Source organism: Spirochaeta dissipatitropha (genome assembly GCF_054657935.1).
The window spans coordinates 1-18227 of the sequence record NZ_BAAHXT010000014.1 but is presented as its reverse complement, the minus strand read 5'-3'; the positions used below and the strand labels follow the sequence as shown (position 1 = coordinate 18227).

The following is an 18227-nucleotide window of genomic DNA, read 5'->3' as shown; positions in this document are numbered from 1 at the left end:
CAAGGAGCGAAAGCGACGCCGCATATACCCCGTGTTGTATGATGGGCAGAGCAACTCTCGGGGGTTATCTTCATTTCTTAATCCCGCCCCTCTTCCGCCGAAGCGCATGGACGCGCGTAGGCGGTTTCTGCTTTATAGCTCATCATTTTCTGCAAAGGAAAAGTATCCTTTAGTATTGAAGATGATATGATCCAATATGCTCAAACCCAGTATTCTGGCTGCTTCCTTTAGTTGTTTGGTTATCTGAATATCTTCCCTGCTTGGCTTCAATTCACCTTGAGGGTGATTATGGGCGACAATAACCGCCGATGCTCTCTCGGAAATCACATCTGCAAAAACTTCTCTTGGGTGAACATGGCTTTTATTGATCAGGCCAATACTGACCACTCGCACAGTCATGATTTCGTTGGCGCCATTGATGGAGATACACAAAAAGTGCTCCTGCTTTCGATCTGCATAATGCTGTATCAAAGGTAGTACATCTGCGGGAAATTTTATCTTTAAGCCTTCGGGTTTTATTCTCCTTCGGACAAACTCAAAGGCGGCGGCAATAGACGCGGCCTTGGCGGCTCCGATTCCGTCAATATTGGTTATGTCATGTGCGGTAAAAGCAAGGCCTTTTTCGTCGATGATTTTTACAATCTTTTTTGACAGAGCAAGTACATCATCCTTTTGTGTTCCCTTTCCAAGAATGATAGCCAGTAGTTCTTGGTCGGAAAGAAACGCAGCCCCCTGTTTGAGCAATTTTTCCCGAGGTCGTTCGTGAATGGGGATGTCCTTGATGGATTTCATAGTGCTACCTCCGACGTCTTCTCTATTATCGAGTTGAGCAATGCAACACTGGCGTTTGTATTAATACTTCCATTTTCATTAAACAGCTGAATGTAAAAGGTGGCGCAGCTATGCTTTTTAAAATCATGGCTGATAGATACAGAGTCATAAAAAACATCACTTTTTGACACCTGCTTATCGCACTGTGGATATACCAGAATACTGGTATTGGCTCCAAAATGAACATTATAGGCAAACATCTGTTTCAAATCATCATCGCTGGGATTGCCGTCATTGGGTCGCTTCCATTTAGTATCAAGAATAAAGCACTGATTATTATTGTCTGAGGAAGAAATGAATTCTCCCAGAATATCTGGCCTGATGGTTCTGCTGTTCCAGAATTTCTTTGAGCATTGTGATGATAGTTTTAGCTTATGCTGCTGGTACTGTGGTTCCTGTTTTTTAAGCATGCGATACACAACTTTTTCATAGAGCATATTCATGTCAAAAAGCAGGCCGATAACAGAATTCGTTCCTGTTTTAATATCTGGTGAATAATTTTGAATAATCAATCTGGCTAAGGTTATGGCTTTTTCATACTTGGCGGTATTTCGGTTGAACGTCAAATTATCAAAAGTGTTATCTGATAGAGGAGGTTCGGAAATATTGTCGAAATAATAGAGCAGGCCACACACTTCACTATAAAAACGATTACTCTTGTTTTTGAGCTTCAGGATTTTAAGTGCTTTCAACAGGATCTGATTCAATACATTGTCATGATCAAAGACCTGTGCGGAGGTGTAAAATTTCTCTTTGTGGAGGTGGTTCTGGGCAATGTGTTTGCTGAATATCAAGCGTCCTTTCAGATAATTTCGGTTGTCTGTATTGTATCGATATTTCCTGATCAACCCCTGATGGACAATCGCCTCTACTTCCGCAAGAAAGACCTTATAAAACAGATCGATAAGTGATAACTTTTGTATCTGTAAATCGGCCTGACTTATGCTGTCGATATTCAGGTGACCACAGATATGAAGCATATAGACAAGGGCATTGTGCCACTTGTTTTTTGCGGCTTCACCCTCAACCCTGTCGGCCTTTGGGAGTATTTCGATGGTGAGATTCCCAACCTGCAAAACCCCGACATAGTTTTTAAAGTAAACCCGTCTATTCCCAATATTGAAATACTTGTTACCGTGCATTTCATTGTATTTGACAATCTGCTCAAAGTGCTTCTCAGTAAACTCTTCGTTTACGGCAAGATGTGAATACTCAAAAACCCTAATCACGGCCATAGATAGCCTTGTATCCATCCCAGGAGTCAGGGATATTAATTTCGAACCGTTTCTTTTCCTGTATATCAGAAAAGTCGGTGTCAAATTCACTAAACAGTGTAACCGAATTCTTTGGTTTTAAGAATGCGGGACCTAAAACCAGACCGATCATTTGCGGCTTTCCATAGAAGTACTCTTCTAACAGGGGGATAACCTTATTCTTAAAGGTCGCCCTAAGGTCTTCGAGGGTTCTAATGCTCATGAAGTAGGAGTGGCCTATCAGATGATCCTTATCTAAAAGCAATTCAATACGATTATTGATGGCCGTCAGCAGAGCTTGTAAATCTATATGTTCCAATGTATATGCAGGCTTGGCAAGCAGCTCCGGTTCAGGCGCGTATTCAATGAAAGTGAATCTGCGGCGCAAGGCTGAATCCAGAGCTTCAATGCTGCGGTCTGCGGTATTCATGGTACCGATAAGGACCAGATTAGCTGGCACGCCAAAATCATCTTTTGAGTAAGGTAGATTAACAATGGTTTCCTGCTGAGCACCCAGGCGTTTGTCTTTTTCAATCAGCGTAATCAGCTCGCCAAAAATATTGGCTACATTCCCTCTGTTGATTTCATCGATAATGAGGTAATAGGGCTGGGCCTTTGAAAACATATCGGCGCGACCTTCTTTGGTATCCTGCAAGGCTTCTTGCAGATCGCTGAACCCCGCAAGCTGAGCCGCCTTATCACAGGCGTTGTAGAAGATACCCGGTTTTATCTCGTATTCAATCTCTGCAATCTGTTCGGTTTCATCTTCATTTTTATCTTCTGACAGGCGTGGTTTGATACCTTCAATAAAATCTTCATAGCTGTAGGATTGATGAAAGGTGGTGAACTTATACAGTTTTTTGAAAACGGTTTTGTCTTTGACTTCTTCTCCAAAGGTAAATCCTTTTTCGATCAGGCCTTCCATCAGGGGTTTCCACCGCTGTCCACCGTTGATTCCTGAAAACGTCATAGTCGATGAAGTATTTAACAGGATTGGTGTATCAAATTGGGCAAGCCACACGACTTCCAAGGACTGAAAATCGAAAGGCCCCTGTTTGGCTTTTTCGAAATCATAACTCTCTTTTGCTTCGGCGATCCCCAGGCAATGCCTGCCTCGAATGATGCAAAAGTAATCGCCTTTCTTAACTTGAGAAAACCTGCGGCGTATTTGATGGCTATCAACGGTTGAAGCGAGTTTTGTTAAATCTCCCAACGCTTTTCCACACCATTCATAACCAAGCCGGTTGCCTTTCTTCAAATCTTCCCAGAGATAGCCATTACGACCCGGCGCAAGGTGCCAGAATGTTCTATTCAAATTCAACGTGCCCTTGTGTTCAATTTGAACACCTACTTTCTCGTTAGTATCCAAGTCTTCAATCAGGGAAAGGACTTCATAGGTCTTGCCGGTACCCGGGGGGCCATAAAGAATGATATTGCATTCTTCACTGATTGCTGCTTCAAATTCACTTTCTTCGGCGATCACGTCCTGGCCACTTAAATCTTCGACGGAGACAATTTCCTTACTTTTATAGTTACAACAGAAAAGGTCATACATTTGCAAGATGGATAATTCATCGGATGGCAGTTTTTTACCGCTATTGCCAGCATCAATAATCTTGGCGATCGTTTTATCTTTATTGATCTGTCCGCTACCCAACATGCCGGTATTGTCTTTGAAGGCATCAAGGATATCCCGGGAAATAAAGTTTCCGGCATATAAAGACCAGGTGCCGTTGTTCTTGTAAAGTTGTAAATCCGCACTGTTGTTTTGTGGTGTTTGGCTTTCTGGTAAAATATGGATATTCCTGAAGGTATCGGCATTTTTGTAGGTGTTGATGTCTTTGAGTACGGTTTCTGTAAAGGCCTGCGTGTATTCTATGGGGAAAAAAGCCTTCTTGCTTTTGGCGGTGGAACGAACGGTGAGAACTGCCAGCTCCATGGTGAGGTTGAAATATTTTATCGCAGTAAGCTGTTTGGTATTGATACCTAGGTCGCTATGGATGATATCGAATTCCAACACATCATCGCCGGATTTTTTGCCCCAGGACTTCGCCTGCCAGAGCTGTATTTTACCGCCGCCAATAGTAAAGCAGTAATCGCCGGGCTGTATGCCGTTAAACCAACTGCTGTCTTTGTTTGCCCGGTAGTAGCCCTGGGCGATTTGGTCTTTCTCTTTTTTGGTGGATATTTTACCGAAGAATAATTTCATTTTTTACTTCCTCTTTTTCTGGCACCTTTCAGCTCTGCTTCCATCTTTGCCTTTTCTTCCTGTATCCGCTCCAGCAGCTTTTCCGCCGGCTCATCATTCGGGTCTTGCGGCACCAGTTCCCCACGAAAAGCCTTGGCCAGCACCGATTGGGAAAGCTTGTCCACCCGGGCTTTGGCCTTTTGGTAATGGGCTTCCACCTTATCAGCCAGGGAAAAGAGCTTGTCCACTTGCCGGACGATTTCGCGTTGTTCGGAGAGGGGTGGAAGGGGGATTGGTATTTGCCCAAGTTCTTGTTGGTTGATTTTAGGTAGTACGCTTCTGGTTCCAGCGGTGGACGCAAAATCGAGAAAAGTTCCTCCAAGTATATTGTATAGTAGATATTTTGAGTCAATCTTTGATTCTATTGGATACATGTCAGCACTGCATAAGCCCTCAAAATTTACTAGAATAGCTTTTGATAAATATGGACGTATTTTAGAATAGATTATCTGCCCATTATAAAAAAGATGTTTCGGACTTGTGACTTTATCTTCTTTAATTGTTTTATATGAAAGTAGTTTTCCAGATTCTCGCTCAATGTTATCAGGTGCTATATGTGGATGATTTTGAAAGCTTTGTGGGTCTACTAGGTTCGACTTTACATTAGCAACATCATAAAAACCTACCACAAGCCATTCATCTGGCAAGTTATATGGATATTCTTTAATTTCAAAGTTTTTTAATCCTCGAATCCTCTCCAACAACACCTCCGCGCTCTCCACCTCCGGATGCTCTTCCCGCCATTGTTCGGTGAGTTTTCCGGAGACCGCTGCGGTGAGTACCGACTGGCGGAAGCGTTTGAGAATACCCGGCACCTTGTCCAGCCGCACTTTCACCGCCTCAATGTGGGGCATGATGGTATCCAGCTTGGCGACAATGCGCTTTTGTTCGTTCAGGGGCGGGAGGATTACTGAATAATCCTCAAAATTACCCATACGTATATAATTAGTTGCTGATCCATACTGGGTTTCAGTTGTTTTCTCTTTCCAATTTGTACAAAAGAAATAATAGAGTAGTTTAGGCTTTATCTTAATATTCTCAATGACATAGGTTCTCTGATATGCATCAAATTCTCCATCATAAAAGAAAACTTCTCCTACATTTGCACCATTACCAGGAAGTATTAAGCATTCGCCTGAAAAATTTTTTGTATCACACCTAAGGTATTCATAAGCACAAGTATAAAAGCGGTATTTGCCTTCCTCTGTAGCATGATTAGCGTCATATTTACCAGTTCTAATGCTTGAAATAGTTAATAATCCTGTTTTAACCCACCCCTGCGGCAATCCCTCACCAATTCCCCCTCTGTGCTCTCCGTGCCCTCTGTGAGAAACCTCTACTTTTTTTTCTCTCACAGAGCTCACTGAGTTCACAGAGTTTTTCAATTTATTCATCATCCCCTCCGTGCTCTCCGTGTCCTCCGTGAGAAACCCCTCCCAACTCTGCTTCAATCTCTTCGATCGTAGGCAAGGAGGACTTCAGTTCATCGGGCAGGGCATGAGTTAGTTGATACTCACTGACCCCTATGGGCTTGTGCATATCCTTTAAGGAATACTCCACCACCGTCTTCTTTTTCGACTTACAGATCATGATTCCCACCGTGGGGTTGTCCTTTTCGGTTTTCAGAATTCCGTCCACCGCAGACACATAAAAATTCAGTTTGCCGGCGAATTCCGGCTTAAAGGCCACCGCCTTCAGTTCCACCACCACATAACAGTGCAGCTTTACATGGTAAAACAAGAGGTCGATATAAAAGTCCTCATCGTCCACGCTGATCTTGTACTGCCGGCCGATAAACGAAAACCCTGCGCCCAGCTCCAGCAGGAATTTCGTCACCTGACTCACCAGCGCGTCTTCCAGTTCTCTTTCATCGTGCTTCTCGCGAATAGAGAGAAAATCAAAAATATAAGGGTCTTTCAACGTTTGCCGGGCAAGATCGGACTGCGGCGCAGGAAGTGATGCCGTGAAATTGGTCAGCGCCTTGCCCTTACGACCAAAGAGATTCCCCTCGATCTGATGGGTCAGCACCGCCCGAGACCAGTTGTTTTCTATTGTTTTTTGGACATAGAATAGGGCTTCTTTGTGATTTTTGCTCTTGCTGATAATCAGTAGATTTTGCCCCCAGGGTATTTGGGCAACAAGCTGTTGCCCCATTGCATCACTGTCAGCCCAAAACAGATACCATTGACGAATATATTTCAAATTACGCAGAGAAAAACCCTTCATGTCCGGGAACTCATCCTGCAAGTCCTTGCTCATTTGGGCTAAAAGACCATCGCCCCACTGGCTGCGTTTTTGTTTCGCGACAATTTTTTCTGCCAGTTCCCAATAGAGTAGAATCAGCTCACGGTTTACCGAGACAGCTGCTTTGATCTGGACTGATTGAATACGAGTTTTTAACTCATGCAAAAAAGCCGAATAGTCTTTGTCTTTTTTTAACAGACTCATTCGACCCCCTCCGCCTCAATCTCGTCCAGTATCATCTGTAACTCATCCACACAGGCGCCCAGCTCTGTTATGGCGTCAGCCACTAAAAGCTGCGGCTCCGGCAGGGAGTTGGGGTCTTCGAGGTTTTCATCTTTCAGCCAGGAAATATCGAGGTTGAAATCCCTGTCTTTGATCTGGGCATAACTGAACTTGCGGAAGCGACCCTCTTCGCCCTGATCCTTGCGCTTGGCCTGACCGTTGGGATCGTTACCGTAGCATTTTTCAAAGTCTTCAAACATGGCAAGGGTTAAAGGACGGTCCTTCTTGGTGACACCGGGAATATTGGTACGACAGTCGTAGATCCAGACATTTTCGGTCTTCATACCCTTCTGAAAAAAGATGACATTGGCTTTTACACCCTGACTGTAGGGAGTAAACGTGCCGTTGGGAAGCCTGAGAATCGTATGCACATTGCAGTCTTCCATCAGATATTTGATCACATCCCCGGCGGCATCGGCAAAAAGCACATTGTCCGGCAGCACCATGGCCGCCCGTCCACCCTGTTTAAGAATGGTGACCACATGTTGTATAAAGTTAAGCTGCTTGTTGCTGGTGCTCACCGTAAAATCATCCCGCACCGGGGCCTGGTTGGCTCCCTTGGTTCCAAAAGGGGGATTGGTAAGAATGCAGTCGTAGCGCTCTCCCCGTTCCGGCTCGTAGATACTGTCACCCAGATAGATTTGAGGCTCCAGACCATGGAGAAACAGGTTCATCAACGCCAAGCGTCTTGGGCGCGGAACCAGCTCCTGACCATAATAGGTCTGTTTTTTAATCCGCAGAACATCCTTTCGTTCCAACGCTCCTTTGGTGATATGCATCAACCACTCATAGGCAACCATCAAAAACCCCGAAGTGCCACAAGCGGGGTCACAGATTTTGTATTCTTTGGCTACCCGTGGGTCGGGTTGCATGACATTGACAATCGATTGAATGAGCACGCGGGGTGTAAAGTACTGACCCGCCCCTTTTTTGCCCTCGGCAGCGGACTTTTCTAAAAGCCCTTCAAAGGCAGCCCCTTTTACATCCACCTCCATGGACGACCAGTCCTCTTCGTCGATCATGTTAATGATTTTTTTCAGGTTGACCGGATTGGTAAAGCGGGGCATGGCCTGGGTGAAGATATCACCGAGCAAGCCAGTCTGCCTGCTTAAGGCTCGTAAAATTTGGGCAAAGGCGTCGAGTAGTTCTGTCCCTGATTTTTGGGTAAAGGGAGTCCAGGAACAGTCGAGCTTGACCATTTTTTTATTGTCTTCGTACTGGATAGTGGAAAGATCAATTCCCTTTTCGTCAGACATTTTCAAAAAGAGCAGATAGGTCAACTGCTCAATATAATCGCCGTAATCCACCCCATCATGCCGAAGAGTATGGCAAAAGCCCCAAAGTTTATTGACAACATCAGACATAGTAGTTTTTTCCTTTATTAATATTCATTAGGCGGCTAGCGCCTCGTTAATGGCCTGAATTATCGGTTCAAAATCAGCCCCGAAAATCTGGCGGGCTTTGTTTAATCCACCACGACGCTCAAATACCGGCATGATCTCAAAATCATCTTGCGAAATTGCGAGGTTTTCGATTAAATGTTCCTTTATGTACGAAAGCCAGTTGAGTTGTTCATCGCTAAAGCTGTGCTTTTCTATGAGTTTGGCAACGGCTTTTTCCACTCTTTCCTGGGCGGTTAAAATGGGTATGTCATAATTAGAAGCGTGCTTCACCATAGAAATAATATCTGCCAGAGGTTTTTTATACACCAGCTCGTGCCCTCGTTGTAAATCCTTTTCTGAAAAATCGCTTTTACGAAGTTTCTCCCGTAGTTCATCCAGTACATCCGTATTCCACTTGGCTGGTCGCGACAGCAAGACTTCAATGGCTTCAATGTGTTCGGGGTTGTTTTTTACAAAGACCTCAAAAAGTTTCAGATAATCTTCGGGCCTTTGGTATTCATCACCCACACGGAACATAACCTCATCTTCCACGGTATCCACAATATCATAGCCTTTAAAAAAGACTCTCTTGGGTCTGGGATAATCTTCCAGTAACTTTTGAAAATCCTTGTTGCGAAGCAAGGCCATGGTTTCGGTAAATTTAGTTTCGATGTTCATTTTCAAGCTATCCGCAAAGGCCTTCATGTCGCCATCGGGAATATATTTTGAAAAGGCTTCCCGTGCCTCGGCCCCCATGTTTTTCTCAATGCGCCTGAGCCGTTTGATAAGCCGATTGGTGTTGTATTCCCGGTCACGGTTGTCATAAATACGTTCAATAATCTCGGAAAGGGGGACGGTCTCTTTTTTCAGATCCACATTAAAATCAGTGGCATTCTTGAAATACTCAATGAGGCCGCCGTCAAAGCAGTCAAAGATCGTAAATTTTTCCTTGTTAATTTCGGGGCAAAGTCGTGTACCGCGCCCCAGCATCTGCACCCAGAGGATACGGGATTTGACCATACGCATAAAAACCACCATCTCAATGGCAGGAATATCCACGCCGGTGGTGAGCATGTCTACGGTGACTACAATTTTCGGCTCTGGGCGGTTTCTGAACTGGCGGATTTTCTGTAGTGGTCTGTCAACCGTAGGACTTCCAGTTATTTTTATTACAAAATCATCGCCTTGACTATAGACCTCTTTGCAGGTGCGCACCACTTCGTCCGCATGGGAGGCATGAGGCAGATCATTGACCGCAAAGATCAGCATTTTAGGGAACCGTTTATGCTCGGCCTCGTGTTGGTCGGTATATTTTTTTATAGCAGTTACAATTTTTCTGATGCTATCGGGTGAAGTGATTTTTTGTTCAATTTCGTTTGCGCTAAACTCTCTTTCATCTTCCAGGGAATCAAGTGTTTCCGCTCCGGTTGCCATATCAATTTCACCAACCATCTCTCCTTCTTTAAGAAACGCCCCGTTGATATGAATATCTGATTTGATTTTCACGGCATCGTAATCAACAAGGTATCCATCAAGGATTGCTTGCTCGGTGCTGTACGAAAAAACCTTGTTTTTAAACATGGCAAGAGAATGAGTCGCCGGAGTGGCCGTCAAACCGATTTTTATCGCATCGAAATAATCCAGGACATATTTCCACCGGCCGGTTTCGCTAGCGGAATAACCCCTATGACATTCGTCCGCGATAATAATATCAAAAGCATTGATTGGGATATCGAGTTTGTTGGCATCAACATCATATTCAAAGTCTGCTACCGCCTCTTTTCCCAGCAGGTTGATGGTCATTCGTTGAATGGTGGAGACATATATAAAAGTGTGTTTCTCTTGAGGATTAGTCAGATACTCTTCGGGCAAGGCCTTTGAATCAAAACTACTTCCATCATCGAGATCTTCTCGTTTGAATTTTTGACTATACACTTCATAGTCCCGGTCGAGCTTTAAGCCTTCGGGAGTTTCAAAGGCAGATATTGCAGAGACGGTTTGCGCTGCCAGGGCTCTTCGGTCTACAAGGAAGAGAATACGTTTGGCATAGCCCGATTTTAAAAGCCGGTACATGGACGAAACCAGCGTAAAAGTCTTTCCGGTTCCAGTGGCCATGGCAATAAGCATGGATTTTTTACCATTGCAAATTCCGTTTTCGATAGCTTCAATGGCACCAATCTGATAGGGGCGTAAGCGGGTTATTTCCTTAACTGGACGATCTGAAAACCATTGTTCTGCTTTATCGGTATCCCGATTAAACTTGTCCAGCAAGGCCTGAGGAGAATGAAAATCGATAAGTTGGTGAGAGGTGTTTTCTTTTTTGCGAACATCAAGGTGAAAAATCAGTTCCCCGTTTGTGGAATACAGGAATGGGACCTTATATTCACGCCATTCACCAAGGGTATTCGGAACACCTCTTGCGTATCTTTTTGCCTGCTCTAATACATTTTCTGCACCAACTGCAATCTTTTTCGCTTCAATGATGCCAAGCAATTTACCTTCTACGAAAAGTGCATAATCAGCTGGACCTGTTTCTGTGGGGTATTCTTCGACCGCATGGGCCGACAAGGCAGAGTAATCAGATACATTATCATTGCGTATAATTGTCCAATTGAGAAGAGATGATTTAAGCTTCTCATCAATTCTGATTTTTCTTGTCTTTGCTTCTGATTCTGCCATAAAATCTTTTATCCTTTTTATCTCTTTAGCCCGCCAAGGACTTGGTGCGATTCGATGAGCACCAATGGCGTTCTTGGGGCGGGGTTAAGAAATGTATTTATCATCAATCCATCTTCCTTTTCAATGTCTTGGCGCTCTGCCTTTCGCACAACGTTTTGCGAGTACCCGAAATTGGTGACCAACGGGAGCCAATTGGGGCGGAGCGAAGCGTAGCCGGGTACTCGCTGTTATGGACAGTACATTTTTCATTCTATGTAATCTTCGTTAGAATCTTTAACAAACCTTCTTTGTGTTCCTTTTCTGGTTTTCCTTGTGGATGATGTGATTGAATGAAAAGTATTTCATTAAATATTTGGTATGTTGAAGAGTAACCACTCCACGATTTCACTTTATTCTTACTCTTTCTCAAACCAATCGAATCAAGATAAAAGGATTCCCAGCCAGAAGTGAGGTAAATAACTGCACTTGGCTTTAATTCTTTTATTTCTTCGTTAAGAATCGAAATACAAGTTTCCCGTTGAAGTTGTTGCAAATAACTTCCTGGGTTACCTCCTTCCCACGGAGCAATCTTGTATAGATTCGACCATGAAATATAGTTGTACCAATCTTCCTTTCCCAAATGATCTAAAGATACATTCTTTATTAGTCTCCAGAATGCTGATTTTTTTGTATTGTAATTTTCATTTACGCCTTCAAGATGATAAACCCATTCCATTTGGTCATGTCGATTTACAATCCTATCAGGGTTTTTTAAATCAAAGAATTTTGTTGAATTTCGTTCCTTTGTAACCCACCCATTTGTAGCTTTTCCAATGAAAAGCAATCTTTTCGGCGCATCAAAATATTTTTTTCCAACTTGGATAAAAAATGGACAAATATCACCTGAATAATCAGCTATATCTGTCATTAATTTATCATAAAGTCTTTTTAGTTCATTTGTGCTTTTAATCAATTCCTTAACTCCTCAGAAAAATGTATTGCCCATAACGAGGCGGCGGTGCCCGCCGCCTCGTTTTCCAAAATTGCATTGCAATTTTGGAAAACGTCCCGCGGCTATATGAAGTTTTTGCGGAACGCAGTGGAGCAAAAATTTGGGTAAAGCGAAGCGGAACCATATAGCCGCTGTTATAGGCTGTACCGCGCCTTCTTCGGGTTTCAGTTTCTTAAAATCCCCGCGCCCCACCGCCGTAGCACAGGACGTGCGGAGGCGGTTCTTCTTATAATTCCTCATCTTCTTTTAAAATCCTCCTGCCATTTTTTTAACTCGTTAAAGTCAGCTTCAAGCTCATCTGGTTCTGGTAGGCGAACAGGGGCTTCTATTGGCTGGGGGTGCACATACCTTGAATACTTTGTCATCAAATCATCAAAGTATTTACAGTCAACTTCAGATATTTTGGCTAAGCCTGCTATTTTCTTTGTATGTACTTCCCGTCTATACCTCTGGACAATATCGCCCATTAACTCTACTTCGATCATCCTTTCTAATAGATCTCTAAAATTACTACATATAGATTTTGCATAGGGCTCATAAACTTCTTTCCCGTGTTCATTTAGGAGCTTCTTTGCTTTTGCAAGGCGATCATTGATTAGTTGCTTCAGAGCTGAATCGGGCTTCTTAGCAAAAAATGGAGTATCTCCCGGTTCGCCGGTTCCCCACGGTTCTTCCCGGATGCATATTACCTCAGGCTTTATGTTAACCTTTCCGGCATATAATTGAACCATGGTCAGAAGCGACAGCCGATGGGTGAATATGATAACTTGCCTCTCGGAGGCAATAGCGCAGAGACGTTGAACGACGGCTTCTTCATAATCCTGATCAAGAGACGAAATAGGATCATCAAACACAAATGGTGCCGGATAGGTTCTGCCTGTAACATCAGCAAGAAACGCCGCAATTGATACGATGCGGTTTTCACCTTCACTTAGGACTTCATTCAGGTTGTGGGTAGCGCCATCCAGTTGAAGGGTATGGAGGACTTTACCTTTTGAAACCTTGGATTTGATTAGCTTCACCTTAAGCCGAGATGCCCCTAAAGCTTTGAGCTCGTCATTAAACCTCTGAACAAATGCATCTGTAATTAGCGTCTCCGCCAACTCTCCCTTTTTCGTGGATAAGGCTTTGGAGTTGGTTTTCTTTTTGGCCTCCTGAAGGCGTTCGAGCGCTTGCAGGCGCTTAACCTCTTCCTGAATGACTGCTTTCTGTTCAGAGAGCCACTTTTTTGCCTGAAGATTCTTTAATTTGGCCTGCAGTTCTACACGATTATCTTTTTCAGCATCTTCTTCATATTTCTTGGCGCTGTCCTCATAGCCTTGTGAAATTTTTCGTATTTCTTCAACCCATTCAGGGGATTGGCTTATGGTCTCCAGAGCATCTTCTGAATCAAGTGACGGGACTTGGGTTTTTCTTTTTTGGAGGGAGGAGAGAGTATCATTCAAAGCCTTAATGATGTCCTCATTCTCAATCCCCGCAGCGTCTATTTTTGTTTTTAATGCCTCGGCACTGGGAATATCGGGCAGAGCATCGATAGCTTGTTTGGCCTCTCTGGTTGCTTCTGTGGCCTGTTTTTGTGTTTCACCTTTTATGTACGATTCAAAAGAGGTGAACCGTTGTTTGGCTTCTTCGGATAAAGGTTGATGGCAAAGTACACAAACAGAATCATCCTGAACATGAGGAAACTCTTGTCCAGTGTATGCCACTTCTTCCGAATATTTTCGTGCGGTACTCCATAGTTCTTTCCATATCTCAGATCCAACGCCTTCGAGCTTTGCGCCACTGAAAACATCTTTTGCCGCCGTTTCGGCAGCCGACTTTTTCAGAATGGATTTCTTTTTAGCGGCGATGATCCTTTTGCAATTCTCATCTGAAAGTTGATTGAGGTAAGTCTGGACATCATTAACAAGGCCATCTGCATGACTTTTCTTAGTGCGGAATTGCTTGGCTTTTTCCGCTGGAGATGTCTCAGAAATCCTTTTCTGGAGGTCTTGTAGTTCTGTTTCATTTTCCAGCGTGAAAGAACAATGGGCTTCAACTTCATCTGTCGGTGTTTTGGCGCTGAGTTTTTGAACCCAAGCCTCCCCGGTGGAACCAACGAGAGAATTGGGAATACTCAGCATTTTTGATTTAAGTGCCCCGGCATCTGCATCAAGCTTGGAAGCAACCCTCTCACAAATATCGATCAGTCTGCTGAAAAAGGACAAGACCGGAGGTTCATAACTGACCTCATCTTCGCTCCCCATAAACACTCGGCCAAATGAAGTATCGAAGATATCGACGGAACATAAATCGTCGCAGATTCCCTGACCTGACCATTCATGCTCCGCTGGACTACTGCTTTTGAGAAAGGAAATTTTGGCTTTCTGAGCCACTTCTTCAGTCGAAAATACGTTGTTGTGCAGTTGTCCACGGATACAGTCACGGGCTCCACAAATATGTTTCAGAAGCCTTACATAACCTGATTTACCGGAGCCATTTTGCCCGTAAACAACAGCAATATTACTGTCACCTAAATCAAGTGGTCTACGGGGAGCCAGTTTGTTCACCCCAGCAACCTCACTGATGGAACATAAACGTATTTCTTCAGAATCATGCGCATCAAAAGCCCCAGCGGGGATGCTGCAATCTATATCAGGAAACTCATTATTGGCTTCCTGCTGACATAATATCGCAAGATCAGAAATGGCTTCATCATTCAAATTGCCGGATTCATGTAGATGCTTTGCGGCAACCTGCAGCCACTTTGGCCTTTGTGTCAACCACTTTGTTGTAGTCGATGAAACCATAATAATACCTCCTGATACACAATAAACTTTCTCAAAAAGTTCTTTTGCATCTCCAGCCCGGCATGGACGCCGGGCTTCTTGGGGCGCGGGGATTTTAAGATCTTCCACATTTCCATTCTTTCATCTACTTTCTGTCTTGGCGCGGTATTGCCGATAACGAGGCGGCGGGTATCCGCAGTGGCCAGGGAAAGCCGCAGGCTTGTACTGGACATTGTGGATACCCGCCAGTTGTCCGAAGTTGCGAAGCGACGTAGGACAGCTGGCGGGCGTGCCCGCCGCCTCGTTTTCCAAAATTGCTTTGCAATTTTGGAAAACTTCTATTCACACGCAGAGTTTCGTATATATTCAAATTGTATAATGAAAGTGTATGCGCTATTTTTGTAAGCACCAGTGCTAAACATTTATCCTCATTTGCTATGATCGTTCAATTATTGTTCATTGAACTGATTATTTCAAATATAAACACGGTTATTCATATAAATTAAGCCTTCAGTAGTGAATCATGAATGCTTACGGTATTTAAATAGATACTGATTTCGGAATCCACATGCATAAATGATCACATTGTATTGGATATACATTCATTCCCTGTCAAAATATTGGCCTCTACCCTTTTCTTTTGTCCTTTGTTCTGACTTACGAGCTGCTGCGAGTTCTTCATTCATCCAGGAGTCTGTAAATACGAGGGACAGTTTCATCCTGGCAGTAGCAGAGATAACTTCACGTTTGAAATCATCTGAGCCATAGATATGCAGATTGCTTCCATACTTCATAAGCGAAAAGCGTAATCCTGTTTCGGTGACTTTTTGGTCATTATTCACGAACTCAACTCGCTGTCCGTAATCGATCAAGGATTCATTGTCCTTATAGTGATAAATCACAGAACCATCTTCTTTTATTGCATGTGACCATAATGTCTGCAGGAGCAAAGCGGTATTATTAATTTCCGGACTGGCTGGACCTGTTGCATTATGATTATCATTCCAATGGTTTTGCCAGAGGCGTAATCTTTGTAATTCACGCAAGGCTTCTTCATCATCTTGCTCGGCCTTGCGGAATAACCAGGTTGAATATTTATATTTTTGTGCGAAGTCTGCTTCCAGTTCAATATTCTGTAGTTGCTGAATGTTATAGATTTCTTCATATCGATGGACTTTTTCCATATTCAGTACTGAAAGAGCCGCTTTTCGTTCAGCATGATTATCAGCGTATGTATTGTAAATCTGTCGCTTGTTTTCTGTATAATTGGTTTTAAGTATACTTCGCTGCTTGGCTGCGAATTCATAATTTGCTCTTTTGGCTCGTTCAATCTTGAGTAATGCATTTTCTTTCTCACAAGCGAATTCCTGCCATAATTCAGATGAATAATCGATTCGCTGATTATTGCTTTGCTGTTGCGGCGTTTTGTTACATACCTGCTGTATAAGCTGTAGCGCATTATCAGGACTAAGGTGTAGTATTTCGATCAGAAAATCAATTCCAGAAAGCAATCTACCATCCTTCATGTGAATGAGATTTTTTCCATCTTCATTTCGAACCTTGTAGTCTTCAATCTTGATTGCATGACTTTGGCTCAAATGATTCAAAAGTAATTGGAGATCCAATTTTTCGACATACATGGATTGAAATTTTTTGTAAGCACTTGTATATGCTGTTGTTTTTTCAGCATCCCTAAGAAGCTGACCGATTTCTGAATCTGGAGTGTTTTCTGCTGTTTCCTGTAGGTTGGAACGGGAACCGGAATCATGGGATTCATCAGCATCCGCTTGTTGTAATAAGTTTTCCTTATACTCACTGGGTAAATATAAATCCACACCTTCAAGCTCTGCTTCCAATGGAGTCCAGCGCTTATAAAAGGTATCTTCCAGTTCATTCAGCATCTGTCTGCGCTGCTGGGTGTCCATTGCCTGGTATTTTTTCCACTGGGCCCTGTTTCCACTGTTCAGGTACTTAACCTCGCGGCTTCGCAGATCTTTCCATTCGGCTAACAATTCTTCCAGCGAAACAACAGGAGAACTTGTACCCTGTTCCTGAAGGAGCGCCGATTGGGTCAGCTGGTTCTGTAGTTGTCTTATACGGTCTTTGCTGGCTTGGTCAAGGAATTTTCGAGTGAAGACAAACTCCTTCAGATTTATTCCACGTTTGTCCTGGGATCGCTTGAGATTCAGATACGCGTTATCAGCTCCGGAATTACGTTCCCGAAGCACGCCAAGTGTCTGTAAATATGTCTTGAAATCATTGTAATCAACACAGGTACATACCTTCTGTAGAAGTTGTTGCTTTAATTCTCTGCCGATGGGTCGGAAAAAATCTCCGCTATAACGACTTATTACTTCACTTCGGTCAGTTATATTCAACCGTCTATGATCTTTTGGACTTTCAAGTTGATATCTGCTATTCATCTGTTCCTGAAAGGCATCGATGTAGTCAATGTGCCGACGCACTTTCCCGAATGGATCCAGACGCTGCCCTGTAAGCAGATTGACCTTTGGAATTACAATATGTAGATGAGGTTTGCGCTGTAGCATCTGCCCTGTTTTCTGATCTAATTCTGCCTGTATTCTTGGAAGATGTGCTTCGCAGTAATAGTAGAACTCATCATTGCGATAGGCTGCAGTTACAAAGTCCCGAAACTCATTACTGATCTCACGCAGAATATCAACAGGCACGGTATCCTCACGAAATGAAATGGTAATGTGTAGATACCGCTCTCCCCTGCCCGGCGCAGTCTCATATATCTTTTCGGCTGCCAGCAGATCTCCATGCAGAATAACTCGCTTGTCCAGCTGATCACGGCTGTGTATACGTCCTTTCTTTCGCCCGGTCTGCAGATATTCCCGGATACCGGCCTTGCCACCTCGAATTCTAATCAGCATCAGCTATTCCGTTTCGCAAATAATCAGAAATCTGCAGAAGTACAATCAGAATAGAATGATACGTCTCTGCATCCAGCAGTCCACGCAAGTGATCCCTGTTTGCACGGTGGGCAAGCTGATTCATGTTATTGCTTGCTTTGCTGTACAGATAAATCCTGGAGCGTTGTTCTTTCGTGATTTTCCGCTGAGCGCGCACACTGCTGCGATTATGAATAATCGCCTGCCGGAAAAACTCGCTTGTGCTCAAACCGCTTTCTGCTACTTTTGCCTTCCAGCGATCATATTCTTCACGACTCAAACGAACACAAACAGAGCAGTCAAGCTTGTTGTGTGCAGTCTTTTTGGGTCGGGCCATTCTTCCTCCTCTGGCTCTTCCGGGGTTTTTAAGGGGGCACCCCTTAAGCACGCGATATGTGACCTAAACTGCGCAGCGGTTTAGGTAAACATATCTGTCGTGCCTATGGCATCACGTATGCCCATTTCATTACCCGAATTCACAAATCAGGCATTCAGAAAATCTAAACTATCTGAATACGCTTTAATTCGTGTTTATACGCGTCTTTACACGTAAGTATAATAATATTCTTTTAATATGCTTGCAATACGTAAATATACGTATTATAGTGTTATTTGTTGATTGTATTTGCGTATA

The 18227-nt window shown here is 43.5% G+C and carries 12 protein-coding genes; all 12 read right to left on the bottom strand.

Translation table 11 applies throughout. The annotated features are described in order from the left end of the window. Positions 1–132 precede the first annotated feature (132 nt). On the bottom strand, positions 133–792 hold the full coding sequence (radC, locus tag ACYQ2L_RS14420; protein WP_460057127.1) for a RadC family protein: 660 nt from the start codon (positions 790–792) through the stop codon (positions 133–135). After that, positions 789–2066: an McrC family protein gene (locus tag ACYQ2L_RS14415; protein WP_460057124.1), complete on the bottom strand. Its 1278-nt coding sequence runs from the start codon at positions 2064–2066 to the stop codon at positions 789–791. The genes radC and ACYQ2L_RS14415 overlap by 4 nt, the downstream gene beginning before the upstream one ends. Further along, a complete protein-coding gene (locus ACYQ2L_RS14410; protein ID WP_460057122.1) occupies positions 2053–4293 on the bottom strand; it encodes an McrB family protein in 2241 nt (746 codons plus the stop codon). Before ACYQ2L_RS14410 ends, ACYQ2L_RS14415 begins: the two co-directional genes overlap by 14 nt. Continuing rightward, positions 4290–5726 carry a restriction endonuclease subunit S gene (locus ACYQ2L_RS14405; RefSeq protein ID WP_460057120.1) on the bottom strand — a complete coding sequence of 479 codons (1437 nt, stop codon included), beginning with the start codon at positions 5724–5726 and terminating at the stop codon, positions 4290–4292. The genes ACYQ2L_RS14410 and ACYQ2L_RS14405 overlap by 4 nt, the downstream gene beginning before the upstream one ends. Continuing rightward, the gene (locus tag ACYQ2L_RS14400; protein ID WP_460057117.1) at positions 5719–6780 is read right to left on the bottom strand and encodes a PDDEXK nuclease domain-containing protein; all 1062 of its coding nucleotides are present in this window, start codon (positions 6778–6780) and stop codon (positions 5719–5721) included. The genes ACYQ2L_RS14405 and ACYQ2L_RS14400 overlap by 8 nt, the downstream gene beginning before the upstream one ends. After that, positions 6777–8222: a class I SAM-dependent DNA methyltransferase gene (locus ACYQ2L_RS14395; RefSeq protein WP_460057115.1), complete on the bottom strand. Its 1446-nt coding sequence runs from the start codon at positions 8220–8222 to the stop codon at positions 6777–6779. The genes ACYQ2L_RS14400 and ACYQ2L_RS14395 overlap by 4 nt, the downstream gene beginning before the upstream one ends. Before the next feature lie 27 nt (positions 8223–8249). Further along, on the bottom strand, positions 8250–10931 hold the full coding sequence (locus tag ACYQ2L_RS14390; RefSeq protein ID WP_460057291.1) for a type I restriction endonuclease subunit R: 2682 nt from the start codon (positions 10929–10931) through the stop codon (positions 8250–8252). 238 nt (positions 10932–11169) lie between these two features. Next, the gene (locus ACYQ2L_RS14385) at positions 11170–11871 is read right to left on the bottom strand and encodes a hypothetical protein (RefSeq protein ID WP_460057112.1); all 702 of its coding nucleotides are present in this window, start codon (positions 11869–11871) and stop codon (positions 11170–11172) included. Between the two features lie 275 nt (positions 11872–12146). After that, on the bottom strand, positions 12147–14699 hold the full coding sequence (locus tag ACYQ2L_RS14380; protein WP_460057109.1) for an AAA family ATPase: 2553 nt from the start codon (positions 14697–14699) through the stop codon (positions 12147–12149). Then, complete coding sequence (locus tag ACYQ2L_RS14375; protein ID WP_460057106.1) at positions 14669–14911, bottom strand: hypothetical protein; 243 nt, start codon at positions 14909–14911, stop codon at positions 14669–14671. The genes ACYQ2L_RS14380 and ACYQ2L_RS14375 overlap by 31 nt, the downstream gene beginning before the upstream one ends. A gap of 369 nt (positions 14912–15280) precedes the next feature. Continuing rightward, positions 15281–17575 carry an LPD7 domain-containing protein gene (locus ACYQ2L_RS14370; protein WP_460057104.1) on the bottom strand — a complete coding sequence of 765 codons (2295 nt, stop codon included), beginning with the start codon at positions 17573–17575 and terminating at the stop codon, positions 15281–15283. Then, on the bottom strand, positions 17565–17930 hold the full coding sequence (locus ACYQ2L_RS14365; protein ID WP_460057102.1) for a plasmid mobilization protein: 366 nt from the start codon (positions 17928–17930) through the stop codon (positions 17565–17567). Before ACYQ2L_RS14365 ends, ACYQ2L_RS14370 begins: the two co-directional genes overlap by 11 nt. Between the last annotated feature and the right edge of the window lie 297 nt (positions 17931–18227).